The sequence below is a fragment of the Beijerinckia sp. L45 genome (genome assembly GCF_009765775.1).
Lineage (GTDB): Bacteria > Pseudomonadota > Alphaproteobacteria > Rhizobiales > Beijerinckiaceae > RH-AL1.
In genome coordinates, this window is sequence record NZ_LMUU01000251.1 from 85,849 (window position 1) to 102,365 (window position 16,517).

At 64.1% G+C, this 16,517-nt stretch carries 17 protein-coding genes and 1 pseudogene; 8 read left to right on the forward strand and 10 right to left on the reverse strand.

Translation table 11 applies throughout. The features are described from left to right. Positions 1-24: 24 nt before the first annotated feature. On the forward strand, positions 25-807 hold the full coding sequence (locus GSQ79_RS26030; RefSeq protein ID WP_158811648.1) for a 3-hydroxybutyrate dehydrogenase: 783 nt from the start codon (positions 25-27) through the stop codon (positions 805-807). 42 nt (positions 808-849) lie between these two features. On the opposite strand, the gene oxlT is transcribed toward GSQ79_RS26030, so the two are convergent. After that, positions 850-2,118, reverse strand: a complete 1,269-nt coding sequence (gene oxlT / locus GSQ79_RS26035; RefSeq protein WP_158811649.1) for an oxalate/formate MFS antiporter — start codon at positions 2,116-2,118, stop codon at positions 850-852. A 213-nt stretch (positions 2,119-2,331) separates the two neighbouring features. Further along, positions 2,332-3,120, reverse strand: coding sequence for a HugZ family protein (locus GSQ79_RS26040; protein WP_158811650.1), 789 nt, complete (start codon positions 3,118-3,120; stop codon positions 2,332-2,334). A 134-nt stretch (positions 3,121-3,254) separates the two neighbouring features. Between GSQ79_RS26040 and GSQ79_RS26045 the strand changes: the two genes are divergently transcribed. The 6 genes from GSQ79_RS26045 to GSQ79_RS26070 all read left to right on the forward strand — a co-directional run bounded on the left by GSQ79_RS26045 (position 3,255) and on the right by GSQ79_RS26070 (position 8,044). Further along, the gene (locus tag GSQ79_RS26045; protein WP_158811651.1) at positions 3,255-3,758 is read left to right on the forward strand and encodes a pyridoxamine 5'-phosphate oxidase family protein; all 504 of its coding nucleotides are present in this window, start codon (positions 3,255-3,257) and stop codon (positions 3,756-3,758) included. Between the two features lie 363 nt (positions 3,759-4,121). Next, a complete protein-coding gene (locus GSQ79_RS26050) occupies positions 4,122-4,817 on the forward strand; it encodes a response regulator transcription factor (protein ID WP_158811652.1) in 696 nt (231 codons plus the stop codon). A gap of 84 nt (positions 4,818-4,901) precedes the next feature. Further along, positions 4,902-6,689 (forward strand): sensor histidine kinase, encoded by a 1,788-nt coding sequence (locus GSQ79_RS26055; protein ID WP_158811675.1) that lies wholly within the window; start codon positions 4,902-4,904, stop codon positions 6,687-6,689. Further along, a complete protein-coding gene (locus GSQ79_RS26060) occupies positions 6,679-7,173 on the forward strand; it encodes an HPr kinase/phosphorylase (protein WP_158811653.1) in 495 nt (164 codons plus the stop codon). Before GSQ79_RS26055 ends, GSQ79_RS26060 begins: the two co-directional genes overlap by 11 nt. 155 nt (positions 7,174-7,328) lie before the next feature. Further along, positions 7,329-7,730 carry a PTS sugar transporter subunit IIA gene (locus GSQ79_RS26065; protein WP_158811654.1) on the forward strand — a complete coding sequence of 134 codons (402 nt, stop codon included), beginning with the start codon at positions 7,329-7,331 and terminating at the stop codon, positions 7,728-7,730. A 5-nt stretch (positions 7,731-7,735) separates the two neighbouring features. Continuing rightward, a complete protein-coding gene (locus GSQ79_RS26070) occupies positions 7,736-8,044 on the forward strand; it encodes an HPr family phosphocarrier protein (RefSeq protein ID WP_174243279.1) in 309 nt (102 codons plus the stop codon). A 10-nt stretch (positions 8,045-8,054) separates the two neighbouring features. Here the strand turns inward: GSQ79_RS26070 and GSQ79_RS26075 are convergent, their stop codons facing one another. Continuing rightward, complete coding sequence (locus GSQ79_RS26075) at positions 8,055-9,020, reverse strand: extensin family protein (protein ID WP_158811656.1); 966 nt, start codon at positions 9,018-9,020, stop codon at positions 8,055-8,057. A 149-nt stretch (positions 9,021-9,169) separates the two neighbouring features. Between GSQ79_RS26075 and arfB the strand changes: the two genes are divergently transcribed. After that, entirely contained in the window at positions 9,170-9,589 is a 420-nt protein-coding gene (gene arfB, locus GSQ79_RS26080) for an alternative ribosome rescue aminoacyl-tRNA hydrolase ArfB (RefSeq protein ID WP_158811657.1), read from the forward strand. Positions 9,590-9,593: 4 nt separating this feature from the next. On the opposite strand, the gene GSQ79_RS26085 is transcribed toward arfB, so the two are convergent. From GSQ79_RS26085 to GSQ79_RS29185, 7 genes and pseudogenes are all read right to left on the reverse strand, one after another. Next, positions 9,594-11,216 (reverse strand): ABC transporter ATP-binding protein, encoded by a 1,623-nt coding sequence (locus GSQ79_RS26085; RefSeq protein WP_158811658.1) that lies wholly within the window; start codon positions 11,214-11,216, stop codon positions 9,594-9,596. After that, the gene (locus tag GSQ79_RS26090) at positions 11,209-11,667 is read right to left on the reverse strand and encodes a type II toxin-antitoxin system VapC family toxin (protein ID WP_158811659.1); all 459 of its coding nucleotides are present in this window, start codon (positions 11,665-11,667) and stop codon (positions 11,209-11,211) included. Before GSQ79_RS26090 ends, GSQ79_RS26085 begins: the two co-directional genes overlap by 8 nt. After that, on the reverse strand, positions 11,668-11,916 hold the full coding sequence (locus GSQ79_RS26095) for a hypothetical protein (protein ID WP_158811660.1): 249 nt from the start codon (positions 11,914-11,916) through the stop codon (positions 11,668-11,670). A gap of 33 nt (positions 11,917-11,949) precedes the next feature. After that, the gene (locus GSQ79_RS26100; RefSeq protein WP_158811661.1) at positions 11,950-13,131 is read right to left on the reverse strand and encodes an ABC transporter permease; all 1,182 of its coding nucleotides are present in this window, start codon (positions 13,129-13,131) and stop codon (positions 11,950-11,952) included. Then, the gene (locus tag GSQ79_RS26105; protein ID WP_158811662.1) at positions 13,131-14,216 is read right to left on the reverse strand and encodes a microcin C ABC transporter permease YejB; all 1,086 of its coding nucleotides are present in this window, start codon (positions 14,214-14,216) and stop codon (positions 13,131-13,133) included. Before GSQ79_RS26105 ends, GSQ79_RS26100 begins: the two co-directional genes overlap by 1 nt. Positions 14,217-14,226: 10 nt before the next feature. Beyond that, positions 14,227-16,122, reverse strand: coding sequence for an extracellular solute-binding protein (locus tag GSQ79_RS26110; protein WP_246725593.1), 1,896 nt, complete (start codon positions 16,120-16,122; stop codon positions 14,227-14,229). Positions 16,123-16,228: 106 nt separating this feature from the next. Further along, positions 16,229-16,517 (reverse strand): annotated as a pseudogene (locus GSQ79_RS29185) (hypothetical protein); the annotation flags it as partial.

A 16,517-nucleotide genomic window follows, 5' to 3' on the forward strand; every position in this document is an offset into this window, starting at 1 on the left:
GGGGCCAGCGTCAGAGGGGCAGACATGATCAAGGGTAAGACCGCCGTCGTCACCGGCTCCACCAGCGGCATCGGCCTCGCCATCGCGCGAGCCTATGCCAGGGAGGGAGCCAATGTCGTGATCAATGGGTTCGGCGATCCCGCGGCGATCGAAGCGGCGCGCGCCGGCATCGAAGCGGAATTTGGCGTCAAAGCGCGGTACTCCGGCGCCGATATGGCGAAGGGCGATGCCGTCGTCGCGATGATCCGCGAAGCCGAGGCGACTTTCGGCTCGGTCGACATCTTGGTCAACAACGCCGGCATTCAGTATGTCGCGCCCGTCGAGGACTTTCCCGCAGACAAGTGGGAGGCGATCATCGCGATCAATCTCTCCTCGGCCTTCTACGCAATCCATGCAGCCCTGCCCGGGATGAAAGCGCGCAAGTGGGGCCGCATCATCAACACGGCTTCGGCCCATGCGCTGGTTGCCTCACCCTACAAGTCCGCCTATGTCGCGGCCAAGCACGGCATCGCAGGCTTGACCAAATCAGTGGCGCTGGAGGCGGCGACCTTCGGCGTGACCGTCAATGCGATCTGCCCTGGCTATGTCTGGACGCCGCTGGTGGAAAAGCAGATTCCGGACACGATGGGGGCGCGCGGGCTGACCCGGGAGCAGGTCATCAACGACGTACTCCTTGCCGCACAGCCGACCAAGCAGTTCGTCACGGTCGACGAGGTCGCGGCTTTCGCGATCTTTTTGTCGGGCGACATGGCGAAGAACATCACCGGCGCCATTCTGCCGATCGACGGCGGTTGGACCGCCGCCTGATTTTTCGCGCCCTTCTTCCTCGGGGGAAGAAGGGCGTTGGCCTCAGCTGTAGGCTGGCGCTCCGAGCGGCTCGGCGTGCGCAAAGTTACCCCGACGCGCGCGCATCCCCTTGAGGACGAAGAAGGCGAGGAGTGCGGTCACGAGGTCGAGGCCGATGATCACGAAGAACACCGGCTCCCAGCTGCCGGTCCAGCCCTTGAGCATGGCCGCAAGCGGACCGCCGAGGATCGAACCGATGCCCTGCGCCATATAGAGGAAGCCGTAGTTCGTGGTGGCGTAGCGCTCGCCGAACGTATCGGTGAGCGTCGAGGGGAACAGCGAGAAGATCTCGCCCCAGCCGAAGAACACCACGCCCGACAGCAGCACGAAGATCGTCGCGTCATGCCGGAAGTAAAGCAGCGCCGCGATGGCGACGGCTTCGAGACCGAAGGCCAAAGCCATCGTGTTTTCGCGGCCGATGCGATCGGACACCCAGCCGAAGAACGGGCGGGTGAGGCCGTTGGTGATGCGGTCGATCGACAGCGCCAGCGGCAAAGCCGCCGTGCCGAACACCACCGCGCCGGCAATGCCGAAATCGCGCGCGAAGCTGGCGAAGTTGAAGACGATCATCAGGCCGCCTGTCGACATCATCGTCATCATCAGGAACATCAGCCAGAAGATCGGCGACCGCAGCATCTCTTTCGGGGTCGCGCCGGTCCGCAGTTCGGCGGCGTTGACCACATCGCCGGCGTGCGGAACGCGGAGGCAGAGCGCTGCGAGCACGCCGACCACGCCCAAAATGATGCCGAAGGTGAGCAGCGTCGGGCGGAAGCCCTCGGCCTTCATCATCGAATCGATCGGGAAGGTGGTGAGCAGGGCGCCGAAGCCGTAGCCCGCCGCAACCACGCCGACGGCGAAGCCGCGGCGCTCGGGAAACCAGCGCACCATCAGGCCGACGACGCCGATATAGACGAAGCCGGTGCCGACGCCGCAGAACAGGCCGTAGGTGGCGTAAAGGCCGTAGAGCGACGAGATCTGGCTGGCGAGGATCCAGCCAAGACCGCTGAGCGCCGCACCGAGCGTGATGAGAAAGCGCGGACCGAAGCGGTCGATGAGCCAGCCTTGGCCGGGCGACAGCCAAGTCTGGAGAATGACGAGGATGGAGGCCGTGACCTGGATCGCCGGCAGCGTGGCGCCGGTGGCTTCAGCCAAGGGCTTGGTGAAGAAGGTCCAGACGTATTGCGGGCTGGAGATCGACATCATGACGATCAGGCCGAGCAGGAGTTGCAGCCATCGGCGGCCTGGGGGCGGAGCGAGCGTGGTCGTTTGCATGGGTGCCTCATTGCACAAGGGAATTGTGCAAAAGAGTTAGGCAAGTTCCGTGCTAGATTGTTGACGGATCACGGTTTCAGGCCCTTCTTGGTGATGGCCGGTCGTACCGCGATGCGAATGCCGAATGGCAGCCATGCAACCGCAATATGCGGTGGCATCATATGGGCTGTATCGCTGTGTTCTGCCTATCTTTTAATCATGTCCGATGGTGGATTAGCTCGACCGTGCCGTCTTGGCGAGCGCCACAAGCACCATGCGCAGATCGCCCGGTGTCGTCACTCTGTGCGGAAACACGAGCCGCGCCGTGCGGTCGCCACAGGCGAGGTCCATACCATCGGGATCGAGACCGGTCGCCAGCCATGCGCCGGCCGGCTGGCCCGCCAAAACCTGCGCGTACACCGCCAGCGCATCGGCGTGATCCGCGTTCATATGCGCGATCGCGCCGGCTTCCGACGCCAGCAGCGCTTCGGCATCGGCCGTTTCGGTCAGGATGCGCCTGGCGGGAAAGCGGGCGGCGCGGGCGAAGCCGCCGTTGAGATGGATCTGGTCCATCGCCAGGCGCCAGAAGGAGAAATCCCCAAAATCGGCGTAAAGCGCGGCCTTCGGATGCTTCGCGAGAAAACGGTCCCGGGCGGCGGCACGTGCCGCCGGCTCGGCGAGCTTCTCCGCAACGCCGGTGATCGTCAGCCGCGGATGGGTCAGCGGGTCTCCTTCGCCGGTCTCGGCAAGCAGCAGGGATGCCCGGGGATCCTTGTCGAGATGCCGGGTGTGCGAGGAGAGCTGCGACACGAGGATCAGCGGCGAGCCGTCAGGTTCGGTGGCGACGCTCACCAGCGACGCGAAAGGATCGCCCGAGCCGTTCAACGTGGCGAGGGTGCCGGCGCGGATGCTGCGGAGCAGGCGCCTCGACTCAGCGAGAGGCTGGAAGTCCGGGTCCCCGCCAGGACGCGCCTGCGCGTCGTCCGGCGCGCCCGCTTCGCCTGATAGATTTTCTTCGTTCATGACGTCCTCCGGCAGCGCAGGATTGGCAAGGTTGCACGCGCCGCGCAATGCGTCCGGGCGTCACCGTCACGGTGGTGACGGAACCAACGTTCCCAAGCGTCTGTTCCGGCCTATGAATTCGAACGGAGACCGACATGGTAGAGCAATCCAACACCACCGACGACCGTCAGAAGGTCTGGGAACTCATCAAAGACATCAAGATCGCTCTTATGGTGACCACTGGTGAAGGCGGCAAGCTGCATGGGCGGCCGATGGCGGCCATGAACAAGGATTTCGCGGGCGAACTCTGGTTCGCGTCGCGTGAAGGCGCGCCGAAGCTCGGCGAGATTGCCGATCATTCCCAGGTGCTGTTGGCCTATTCGGAGCCGAAGGATCAGAATTATATCTCCGTTTCCGGCACCGCGCATTCCGTACGTGACCCCGCCAAGGTCAAGGAACTGTGGAGCGAGGCGATGCGCGTCTGGTTCCCGAAGGGCCCGGACGATCCAGGGATCACCCTCATCAAGGTCACGGTCGAGACGGCCGAATTCTGGGATGCGCCGTCGTCCGCGTGGGTCTACGCGTACGGCTACGCCAAGGCCCGGCTGACCGGCGAGCCGCCAAAGCATGTCGGCGATAACAAGGTCGTCAACTTCTAGATTGATTGGTCGGCGCTCCCGCAAGTCATCGTGTGCGGGAGTGTCGGCGCCGACAACAACATGAACGCGGGATGAAACCGTGTCCTTCAATTGAGCCGAGAGCAAAGGTTAATGTCCGGCAGGTTGTTCGATGCATGCGTGCAATAAAGCAGGCCGACGACTTCGCTGTGCATGCTTTGCACGATAATTTGACGTCTGCCTTGACATGCCTCATCTTGCTTGAGCGATTCTAAAGCCCTCCGGCGTCACATTTCAGCCTCCAATTCCGCTAAGGGTCTTGGCGCTGCGGTGCGGTCAAGCTGCCGAGCAAGCCAATCGTCGCCTGCTCCCCCGGCGGCCTGACATGAAGCGTGAGTGTGCTCGATGCCAAACATTGCCCTGGTCGACGACGACCGCAACATCCTGACCTCCGTCTCGATCGCTCTCGAGGGCGAAGGCTACCGCGTCCAAACCTACACAGACGGGTCGATGGCGCTGGACGGCCTCAAGGCCAATCCGCCGGATCTCGCGATCTTCGATATCAAGATGCCGCGGATGGACGGCATGGAGCTGCTGCGCCGCCTGCGCCAGAAATCCGACCTTCCCGTGATCTTCCTGACGTCCAAGGACGAAGAGATCGACGAACTTTTCGGGCTCAAGATGGGCGCCGACGATTTCATCCGGAAGCCGTTTTCGCAGCGCCTGCTCGTCGAGCGGGTCAAGGCGATCCTGCGCCGCGCCAATCCAAAGGAGGCCGCGCAGCAGAAGGAATCCGAGGCCAAGATCCTCGAGCGCGGTCTTCTCAAGATGGACCCCGAGCGCCATACCTGCACTTGGAAGAACGATCCGGTGACCTTGACCGTCACTGAATTCCTCATTCTCCAGGCCTTGGCCACGCGTCCGGGCGTCGTGAAGAGCCGCAACGCCTTGATGGATGCGGCCTACGACGATCAGGTTTATGTCGACGACCGCACCATCGACAGCCATATCAAGCGGCTTCGCAAGAAGTTCAAATCGGTCGACGACGATTTTGAAATGATCGAGACGCTGTATGGAGTCGGCTATCGTTTCAAGGAATAGTGGTTCGCCAGGGCCCTGCGGCTTCGGTCTGACGCCGTGAGCGTCGACCTGCATCAAGGGGGCGTGACGCCGATCGGTGATGCGATGCGACGGACCCGCAAGGTCCGGCGCAAGCTGATCCGCCGCAGCAAGACGCTGTCGCGTGCGATCTCCTCGCGGTTTTCCTCGTCGCTCACTCGCCGTATCGTGTTCCTGAACCTCGGCGGCCTGGTCGCCCTGGCCGTCGGGTTTCTCTACGTGAACCAGTTCCGCGAGGGGCTGATCGACGCGCGCGTGCAGAGCCTGCAGACGCAGGGCGAGATCATAGCCGCGGCGATTTCGGCATCGGCGAGCGTCGAGACCGACGCGATCACCATCGATCCCGAAAAGCTGCTCCAGCTCACGCCCGGCCAGAGCGGTGGCGCGCTGGACGAAACCCAACCCGCGCTGCAGTTCTCGATCAATCCCGAACGCATCGGTCCGGTGCTTCGCCGGCTGGTTCTGCCGACGCGGACCCGCGCCCGCATTTTCGATCCGGACGGCTACCTCCTTCTCGATTCGCGGTCGCTCAGCCGGCGCTCCACGATCTCGCGCTACGATTTGCCCGCGACGGCGCCGGCGGACGACGCGATGACGCTCATCGAGCGCACCTGGAACGCGGTCAGGGGGCGCTTCGGCAAGACCGATACGCCGCATTACGACGAATTCGCCGCTCCCAACGGCAAGAACTACGCGGAAGTTGCCCGCGCTCTGGCCGGTGGCGTGCAGTCCGTCGTTCGCGTCAATGCCAAGGGCGATACGATCATCTCGGTTGCGGTGCCGATCCAACGCCTGCAGATGGTCAAGGGGGCGCTGCTGCTCTCGACGCAGGGCGGCGACATCGATTCGATCATCGCGTCGGAACGCTGGACGATCGTGCGTATCTTTCTGGTCTCGGCGGCGATCATGTTCATGCTGTCGCTGTTTCTCGCCGGTACCATCGCCGAGCCGATGCGCCGCCTCGCCGAGGCTGCCGACCGCGTGCGCAAGGGCACCAAGTCGCGCCAGGAAATCCCCGACTTCACCGGCCGCGCCGACGAGATCGGGCACCTCTCCGGGTCGCTGCGCGACATGACCAAGGCGCTCTACAACCGCATCGAGGCGATCGAGAGCTTTGCCGCCGACGTGGCGCACGAGCTCAAAAACCCGCTGACGTCTTTGCGCAGCGCGGTGGAAACGCTGCCGATCGCCCGCACGCCGGAGTCGCAGGGACGGCTTCTCGAAGTGATCCAGCACGACGTCCGCCGCCTCGACCGCCTGATCAGCGATATTTCCGACGCCTCGCGGCTCGATGCCGAACTGGCCCGCGCCGACAATCGCGACGTCAGTCTGGTGGCCGTTCTGGAGGCTGTGACGTCGATGGCCAACGAAACCGGCAAGGACAACATTGAAGTCAGCCTCGACGTTGCCCAAGCCGTCAATGACGACGAGGAGCCCTGCGCGTTTCTCGTCCTCGGCTTTGATTCAAGGCTCGGCCAGGTCTTCAACAACCTTATCGACAATGCGCGCTCTTTTTCGGAGCCGGGTGGCAACGTTCGCGTGGCGATGCGTCTGGCACGGGATACCAAGCTTAGCCGCGAGGGCTACGAGATCGTCATCGACGACGACGGCCCGGGCATTCCGGCCGACGCCTTCGAGCGGATTTTTGAACGCTTCTACACGGATCGCCCAAACCATGGCTTCGGCCAGAATTCCGGCCTCGGCCTTTCGATCTCGCGCCAGATCATCGAGGCGCACGGCGGCCGGATCACCGCGGCGAACCGTGTCGGACCGTCGCCGGACCCCGACGAGGCGCCGCCGATTCTGGGTGCCCGGTTCACCGTATGGCTGCCGGCGTCGATCGATGCCGAATGAGTTGGCTTCCTTCGCGATCCACGCGACCGCCGTCGCGATCGGCGATTGGGGGCTGGTGATCCGGGGACCATCAAGGGCGGGGAAAAGCACCTTGGCGCTGCGGCTGATCGCGGCGTCCGAACCCGAGCGGCCCATCATGCTGGTCGGTGACGATCGGCTGATCGTGTCGCGCCGGGGACCAGATATCGTCGTCGCGCCGCATCCTCGCATCGCCGGTCGCATCGAAAAACGGGGTGACGGCATTCTGGCGATGCCCTTTCGGGCCGACGCCCCGGTGCGCGCCATCGTCGATCTCGACGGACGATCCGATGCCGCGGATGGGTGCGTCGCCACCTGCGACTTTGTCGGCCAAAACTTTCCGTCGCTCTGCTTCGTTAAGGAGGGGAGATGGGATGCGCGCTATGCGCGTGTTTTGGAATGGCTTGCCGCGACATCGGTGGCACACCCCGCTCTAAAGTGCGGCCTGAACCTCTTCAATGCTTAAAAGATTAGAATTGGTAACAAAAACGCGCTCATATATATCAGCTCTCCCAAACGGCCGCTTGGCGCTGTTTACGGGGCACGTTTGCCTTCAAAAAGGCATTGGATCATGAGCGACGGCGCAGACGCGCGGAGTTTCCGAATGGTTGGTTCCTGCCGATGATCGGAATGGTACTTGTGACCCATGGCGAGCTCGCGACGCAGTTTCGGGCGGCGCTAGAGCATGTCGTCGGTCCACAAAAGCAGGTTGCAACCGTCTCCATCGGGCCGGAAGACGATATCGAACGACGGCGCGGCGACATCGTCGATGCGGTCACCGCGGTCGATACTGGATCGGGCGTCGTTCTACTGACCGATATGTTCGGCGGCACGCCCTCCAACCTGGCGATCTCGGTGATGAACGGCGCGCACGTGGAAGTGGTTGCCGGCATCAATCTGCCGATGCTCATCAAGCTGGCGTCGGTACGCGATGGCACATCGCTGGAGCAGGCCGTGATCCAGGCGCAGGACGCCGGACGCAAATACATCTACGTCGCCAGCCGGGTGCTCAGCGGCAAATGACCGAGATGGACCCGAAGGCGGAGGCCGCCGCGGCGGGCTCGGGACAACTCAGCCGCGAACTGCCGATCATCAATCGCAAAGGTCTTCACGCCCGGGCGACGGCGAAATTCGTTCAGTGCGCAGAAAAGTTCAGCGCGGCCGTGACGGTGACGCGCAATGGCGAGACGGTCGGCGGCACCTCGATCATGGGAATCCTGACCCTCGGCGCCGGCATCGGGACGACGATCCTGGTGTCCGCGGACGGTGCCGATGCGGAAGAGGCGCTCGACGCGATTGCTGCTCTCATCGCCAACCGCTTCGGCGAAGACGAATAGCGCCTTCGCGCTAGCGCCGCATCGGGATCGACGACGTGGCGTCCCAGTCATGCGCCGACCCTTCCGGGACGAAAGCGCCGTCCTCGCGGATCGCACCACGGCTCGGCTCAGGTGCCCGGGCATAGGCTGAGCCTGGGCTGGGATATGCCGGCGGCGCAGCGGCGATCAACCCGCCAGGTCCGGGATGCAGGCTTTCCGGATCGCTCGGCGGCTTGCCGTCGGCCATGTCCTGTTCTTCCTCGACCATCGGCGGATCCGGCAGGAGGTCGCGACGCGGCGGACCGGCGATGGTGGTCTGCGGGATCGGCTTGCAGATCCGGCGCGGTCCCGACGACGTGTTGCCGTGCATCGCGAGATCGACGTGGATGTGGTTGTAATGGAAGACGTTGGCGCCCGGGCCCAGCACCGTGGTGAAGCTCGAGCAGGCGCCGGCATGCACATCGCGCAAAAACGCCTGGGTCTGCTCGTCGCCGCGCGTCCAGTCGCGGACGACGGTGATGCGGCGGCCGTCGGCAAGCCTGAAGCCGGCGATGTCGATCGCGTTGCCGAAGGCATGTTCCGAAATCTTGGCCCCGGCCTGGCCGTTCATGCCGCGGCAGGAATAGGATCCCATCGTGTCGATTTGGGTGACGACCTGGCCGAAGCGCGCCTGCGCGTCGGGCTGCACCACTTCGGCGACCCAATGGTCGAGCGCTGCGATCATCGGGCAGTCGAGGGTTGCCACGGTATCGAGTTGCACCTGGTCGCCGCTGAGCGCCCCGACGAGGAACGGGTGGGTCAGGCCGCAGATGCCCGGGCCGTCGATGTCGCGGGTGCGCGGCTGAATGAACCGGGAAAGGTGAACGCGATGTTCGGCGATGCAGGCGTTCTCCGCCTGCGCACGCCATGCTGGTCGTTGCGGACGCTCGTAGTTCGAGCAGCCTGCGACGGTGAGAAGAGCCGCGACGGCGGCGAAAAGCGATACGCGACATGCCATAGCGCTAAAATGCCGCGAATTCTTTAAGTCCAGTCTAAGCAGCAGCGTTAACGCTTGCTGAACCGTGTCGACAGCGAACACGCTTCTGTGTCTTTGCAGACGGCGTTTCGAATGACCGGATCCTCCCGGATTTACCCGCTGGCCCTCGCATGATCAAAATCACCGACAAGATCAGCATCAGTGAAACGGAGCTGCATGAGGACTTCATGCGCTCGTCGGGAGCCGGTGGCCAGAACGTCAACAAGGTCGAAACCGCCGTCCAACTCCGGTTCGACGCGCGCAACTCGCCGAACCTGCCGGACTATGTGCGTGCGAAGCTGCAGACGCTGGCCGGCAGGCGCACGACCAAGAACGGCGAGATCGTCATCACGGCGCAGCGTCATCGCACCCAGGAGCGCAACCGCGCCGATGCACTGGAGCGTCTGGTGGCGCTGATCCAGGAAGCGGCCAAGCGGACGCCGTATCGCGTCGCAACGAAACCGACCTTCGGGTCGAAGGTCAGGCGCCTCGACGAAAAGAAACAGCGGTCGGGCGTCAAGAAGCTGCGATCGGGCCCGGACGCCGACTGATGGCTTACTGCGCCACCGGCGCATCGGGCACGGCGTCGATGCGGAACGCCGCAGCGAACAGCGCCCGCGTATAGGCGTCTTTCGGGTCAGCAAAAACCTCCGTCGCCGGCCCGGACTCCACCACCTTGCCATTGCGCATGACGATGACGTCGCTGGCCAGCGCCCGCACCACCTTCAAATCATGGCTGATGAAGAGGTAAGCGAGGCCGCGCTTCTGCTGCAGGTCGCGCAGCAGATCGACGATCTGCGCCTGCACCGACATGTCGAGCGCCGAGGTCGGCTCGTCCAGCACCACGAACTTCGGCTCGAGCACCATCGCGCGGGCGATGGCGATGCGCTGGCGCTGGCCGCCGGAAAATTCGTGGGGGTAGCGATCCATGACGGCGGGATCGAGCCCGGTCTCGGCCAGCGCCCGCGCGACCGCCTCGCGCCGGTCGAGATAGCTGAGCTTGGCTTTATGCAGCACGAGCCCTTCACCGACGATGTCCACGATCGGCAGGCGCGGCGACAGCGAGCCATAGGGGTCTTGAAAAACCACCTGCATGTCGCGGCGCAACGGCCGCATCGCGGTAAAGCCGAGGCCCTCGATCGGCTTGCCGAGATAGGCGATGCGGCCCTGCGACGAGATCAGCCGCAGGATGGCGAGGCCGAGCGTCGTCTTGCCCGAGCCGGATTCGCCGACGACGCCGACCGTCTGCCCCTCGCGCACCACCATGCTGATGCCGTCGACCGCCTTCACCGACCCGACGGTCTTGCGCATCAGACCCTTCTTGATCGGAAACCAGACTTTCAGATCGTCGACCGCGACGATCGTCTTGGCGTTGCGATCGGCGGCGGGCGCAACGCCCTTCGGCTCGGCCGCGAGCAGCGCGCAGGTGTAGGGATGTTTCGGCGCTGCAAAGATATCCTGGGCTGGACCGGACTCGACAATGCGGCCTTTCTGCATGACAGCAACGTCGTCGGCGAGGCGACGGACGATGCCGAGATCATGGGTGATGAAAAGCATCGCCATCCCATAGCGCGCCTGCAGCCCCTTCAGCAGGGTGAGGATCTGCGCCTGCACCGTGACGTCGAGGGCCGTCGTCGGCTCGTCGGCGATGAATAGGTCCGGCCGGTTGGCGAGAGCCATGGCGATCATGACGCGCTGCCGCTGCCCGCCGGAGAGCTGGTGCGGATAGCTGCCGAGCCGCTCGCCGGGATCGCGGATGCCGACTTCTTCCAGAAGCTCGATTGTCCGTGCGCGGATTGTTTTGGCGCCGCTAGTGCCGTGAATCGAGAGGATCTCGCCGATCTGCCGCTCGATCGTGTGCAGCGGATTGAGCGAGGTCATCGGCTCCTGGAACACCATGGTGATCGCGGAACCGCGCAGCCCGCGCAGCGCTTTCTCGCTACAGGTCAGCAAGTTCTGGCCGCGGAACAGCACCTGACCGCCGATCCGGGTGCCGGGCGGCAGCAGACGCGGGATCGACAGCGCCGTCACCGATTTTCCCGAGCCGGACTCGCCGACCAGCGCCAGGGTCTTGCCCTTCACCAGCGAGAAGGACACGTCGTCGACCGCCTTGAAGGCGCCGCCCTGGCCGAAGCCGATGGTGAGGTTCTGAACCGAGAGCAAAGGGGTGTCAGGCATCGAGCGCTTTCAGGACGGTGGCGATGCCATCGGGGTCGGGACGGATCCAGGTCAGGGCTGGAGGCAAGCGCCGTGCGTCCGTATCGGGCGCCATGAAAAAATGACAGCCTGTCTCGACAGCGGTCGCGATGTGGATTGCATCCGGCAGCCTCTGGGGGTGGCTTTGCCTTAATGGCGCGGTTCGCAAGAGAACTGTACGAGATATCGGTCTCAACGCGATGAATGCACCCTCGTCGAACAGAGGCAGGTAAAGATCCTGTCGTTCCTCAATCGTCATGGCGCCAGCCGCCTTGATAGGTGCCAAAAGTTCCGCAAGTGTCAGTTCGCTTGTCACTGCTTCGAGCGGGTAGCGCGCGAGATCCGCGAAGAAGTCGCGGAACAACCCAGGCCGCGGTCCGGCAAATTCGAATGCGTGGATGAAAACGCCGGTATCAAGATAAACGAGCGGCACCTACCTTCGATCCGTCCATTCATCACGTATGGCATCGATGTGGGCCGCGACCTCTTCGTCAGTGGCGAATGAGGGGCGAGCTTTCGCAAATAACGCGTCCAACGAAAACGGCGTCTTGCCAGCGGCGGGCTCTGACTTTCCAGGTGCCAGCTCGACCGTAATTCGAACATCGTCCGTCGGCTCAAACCCCTCGCGCAAATCCTCGGGCAGCGCCGCTACGGGATAGTGCTCGCGTACGATCCGGTTCATCGCTTGTTCTCCGCGCTCGATCCTACCACAGGCTCAAACCAGCGTCTTTCGCGGATCGAAGGCGTCGCGGACGCCCTCGCCAATGAAGATCAGCAGGGACAGGATCGACGCGATGCAGAGGAAGCCGGTGAGACCGAGCCAGGGTGCTTCCGTATGCGATTTGCCTTGCAGCAGCAGCTCGCCGAGCGACGGCGAGCCCGGCGGTTGCCCGAAGCCCAAAAAGTCGAGGGCGGTGAGCGACGTGATCGAGCCGTTGAGCACGAAGGGCAGCAGCGTCAGGGTCGCGACCATCGCGTTGGGCAGCACGTGCTTGACCATGATGGTGAGGTTGTTGAGACCGAGGGCGCGAGCCGCCTTCACATACTCGAAGTTGCGCGCGCGCAAGAACTCGGCGCGGACGACGTGGACGAGCTGCACCCAGGAGAACAGCAGCAGGATCCACAGCAGCACCATCACGCTCGGCGCGATGACGGACGAGATGATGATCAAAATATAAAGATGCGGCAGCGCCGACCAGACCTCGATGAAACGCTGGAACAGCAGATCCGTCCAGCCGCCGAAATAGCCCTGCACCGCGCCGGCGGCGACGCCGATCACCGACGACAGCAGCGTCAGCGCCAGGCCGAAGAGGATCGAGACGCGGGCGCCATAAATCATCCGCGCCAGCACGTCCCGGCCCTGGTCGTCGGTGCCGAGCCAGTCGTATTCCAGCGCGCGGCAGCCGCGGTTCGGTTCGCCCGGCTTGGTGAAGCGCACGGCCGCCGCCTCGCACTGCTGCTGGCTCAGCAGCCACGTCGGCGGCGAGGGGGCCGGCCTCGGGAGGGCGTAGTTGATCGTCTGGAAGGAGAAGCGCACCGGCGGCCACAGCATCCAGCCATGCGCGTTGATCTCGTCGGCGATATCCTTCACCCGGTACTCGGTATGCGCCGCGAAGCCGCCGAACTTTTCCTCCGGGTAGTCCTGAAAGACGGGAAACAGGATTTCGCCTTTGTAGGAGACCATCAGCGGCCGGTCGTTGGCGACGAATTCGGCGCAGAGCGACACGCCGAAGATGGCGAGAAAGATCCACAGGCACCAGAAGCCGCGGCGGTGCTGGCGGAAAATCGCCAGCCGGCGCTGGTTGATCGGGGTGAGCCGGAAGCGCGACGCCGGGACGGGGGGGGCCAGGCGGGGCGCGGCGAAGCCGACGTCGGTGCGGAGCACGGGCGCGCTCATTAGACCTCGCGCTTTTCGAAATCGATGCGCGGATCGATCCAGGTGTAGGTCAGGTCCGACAGCAGGTTCACGACGAGGCCGAGTAGCGCGAGGATGTAGAGGTTGGCGAAGACTACGGGATAGTCGCGGTTGACCACCGAATTGAAGGACAGCAGGCCGAGCCCGTCGAGCGAAAAGATCATCTCGATGAGAAGGGCGCCGGAAAAGAAGGCGCTGATGAAAGCGCCGGGAAAACCGGCAACGACGATCATCATCGCGTTGCGGAAGACGTGGCCGTAGAGCACCCGGCGCTCGGACAGGCCCTTCATCCGTGCCGTCTGCACGTAGGATTTCTTGATCTCGTCGAGGAAGGAATTTTTCGTCAGGTTGGTGATCGTGGCGAAGGCGCTCAGCGTCAGCGACAGGATCGGCAGAAAAATGTGCCAGAGATAGTCGCCGACCTTACCGACCAGCGTGAGCTGGTCGAAATTGTCCGAGGTGAGGCCGCGCAACGGGAAGATCTGCCACACCGAGCCGCAGAACAGGGTGACGAGCAGCACCGCAAAGAGAAAGCTCGGGACGGCATAGCCGACGATCACCACGGCCGAGGTCCAGATGTCGAAGCTGGAGCCGTCGGTCACCGCCTTGCGGATGCCGAGCGGGATCGAGATCAGGTAGGAGATCAGGGTCATCCACAGGCCGAGCGAGATCGACACCGGCAGCTTGTCCTTGATCATCTGCAAAACCGGCTGGTCGGAAAAGTAGGACCGTCCGAAGTCGAAGCGGGCGTAGTTCCACAGCATCATCGCGAAGCGTTCGGGCGCCGGCTTGTCGAAGCCGAACTGCTTTTCCAGCTCCTTGATGAACGCCGGGTCGAGCCCCTGCGAGCCCCGGTATTTGGACGAAAAATCGCCGCCGCTCGCCGCGGTGCTGCCGCCGCCACCGCCGAAATTCGCGGTGGCGCCAGTGTCGGTGCCCTGGAGTTGCGAGAGAATACGTTCGACGGGACCGCCCGGCGCGAACTGCACGATGACGAAGGATATGAAGAGAATCCCGACGATCGTCGGGATCATCAGGGCGATCCGGCGGAGGATGTAGGCGAGCATCGCTTCGCTCTCAGTGAGTCGACAGGTCGGTCTTCTTGGCCTTGGCCTCGTCGTACCACCATGTGGCGATCTCGTTCAGTCCATATTTCGGGTTTTGCGCCGGCCGCCCGAACAGGTCCCAATAGGCGACGAGATGGTTCGCCTTGTTCCACATCGGCACCCAATAGTGCCCGGCGCGTAGCACCCTGTCGATGTCCTTGCAGACGGTGGTCAGCGTCTCTCGCGTGTCGGCGACGAGGGCCTTGGCGATGAGATTGTCGATGGCGGGATCCGTGATGCCGCACAGGTTGCGCGATCCCGGAATCTTGGCCGCCTCGGAGCCGAACACGTCGCGCAGGCTCTCGCCCGGCGTGAAGCCAAAGCCGAAACGCTGGGTGACGACGTCGAAGTCGAAGTCGTCGGTGCGCCGCTTGTACTGGGCCGCGTCGACGATGCGATAGCGCGCGTCGATGCCGAGCAGGCGGAGGTTGCGGATGAAGGCGCCGGTATGCGGCTCGAGCCCACCGTCAAAATCGAGGAACTCGATGTCGAGCGGCTTGCCGTCCGGTAGCAGCAAGGTGCTTCCCTGGCGCTTGCAGCCGGCGGCTTCGAGAAGCCCCAGCGCTTTTTTGAGCAAAGCGCGGTCGGCGCCTGAGCCGTCGGACTCTGGGGGGACGTAGACCGGCCCGAAGACATCGGGCGGCAGCGTGGCACGGAACGGCTCGAGGTATTTCAGCTCGTCGGGGCCGGGCGCGCCAGCCGCTTCCATCGGCGAGTTCTGGAAGTAGGAGACCGTGCGCTTGTAGACGCCATACATCAGGTTGGCATTGGTCCACTTGAAGTCGAAGGCGTAGCCGATCGCCTCGCGAATACGCGGGTCCCGAAACTTGTCGCGGCGGGTGTTGAAGAACCAGCCCTGGGTGCCGTTCGGCGTATCGTCCGGCAGCGTCTCGCGCTTGACCCGGCCGCTCGTCGCCGCGGGAAAATTGTAGCCCGTCGCCCAGGTGGCTGAGGTGAACTCTTCGCGGAAGGTGAAGACGCCGGCCTTGAACGCCTCGAAAGCAATCTTGCGGTCGGCGAAATATTCGTAGCGCACCGTGTCGAAGTTGGCGGTGCCGATGTTGATCGGCAGGTCCTTCGCCCAGTAGTCCGGCACGCGGGTGAAGCTGATGTAGCGGCCTTGGACGAAGGGCCCGACCTTGTAGGCGGACGAGCCGAGCGGCGGCTCGAGGCTGGTCTGGTCGAACGGCTGCTTGGCGTAATAGGCGGCGCTGAAGATAGGCAGGCCGGCGACGAGAAGTGGCGCCTCGCGGCTGCGCGTCGGCTTGAAGCGCACGGTCACGACGTCATCGCCCTCGGCCTCCGCCGACTCGACGTCGCGCAGCGGCATGCGGAACGAGGGGTGGCCCTTGGTCTTGAGGATGTTGATCGAGAACACGACGTCCTTGGCCGTCAGCGGCGAGCCGTCGTGGAAGCGCGCTTCCTTGCGCAGGCTGAAGCGATAGAGCGTCTTGTCCGGCGACACCCGTACCGATTTGGCGACGAGGCCGTAGAGCGCGTCCGGCTCGTCGGCATTGCCCGTCATCAGCGAATCGAAGATGAGCGCCATGCCCGCTGCGCCGTCGCCCTTGAGGATGAAGGCGTTGAGCGTGTTGAAGGTAGTAAAGTTCTGGTTGCCGGCGGTGTTGCTGATCTGAAGCACGATCTGCCCGCCCTTTGGCGCGACCGGATCGGCATAAGGCAGGTGCGGAAACCCGGCCGGCAGCCCGAGATCGCCGAAGACGGAGAGCCCGTGCGCCTCGACACCGTCGGGCACTGCAGCCTGCGCCAAAGCCGTACCGCGCAGAATTGTCGGAAAAACAAAGCCGCCGAGGGCCAGAGCAAGGGACGAGCGCCTGGTGATCGTCGGCGGAAGCTTTGCGGTCAAAGGTCTCGATCTCCGGGGGTGGCGGCGTCGCCGCTTTCATCACCGGTGATTGTGTCGCTTTTGTCGCCCCGCCGCCAGCCTCGGCGGCGAGGTTTCGAGCATCAGCCTACTTCTGCTCGGCCGGATATTGCGGATCGGCTGCTTTGTAGGGTTCGCCTGGCGCCGAGTCCGTCGGGCCCGGCGCTGCCGTCAGTGGCAGCGGTTCAGGCGGCGGCGCTGCGGGCTCGGATTGAGCCGGCTGCTCGGCCGGGTATTGCGGGTCGGCGCCTTTGTACGGCTCGCCGGCACCGGGTTCCGCCGAAGCCGGTCCGGGCGTCGCTGCTGCAGGGGCCGGCGGCGGCGATGCTGGCGCAGGCGGGGCCGGCGGTTCTGGTGCGGGATTCGGCGGGGCGGCC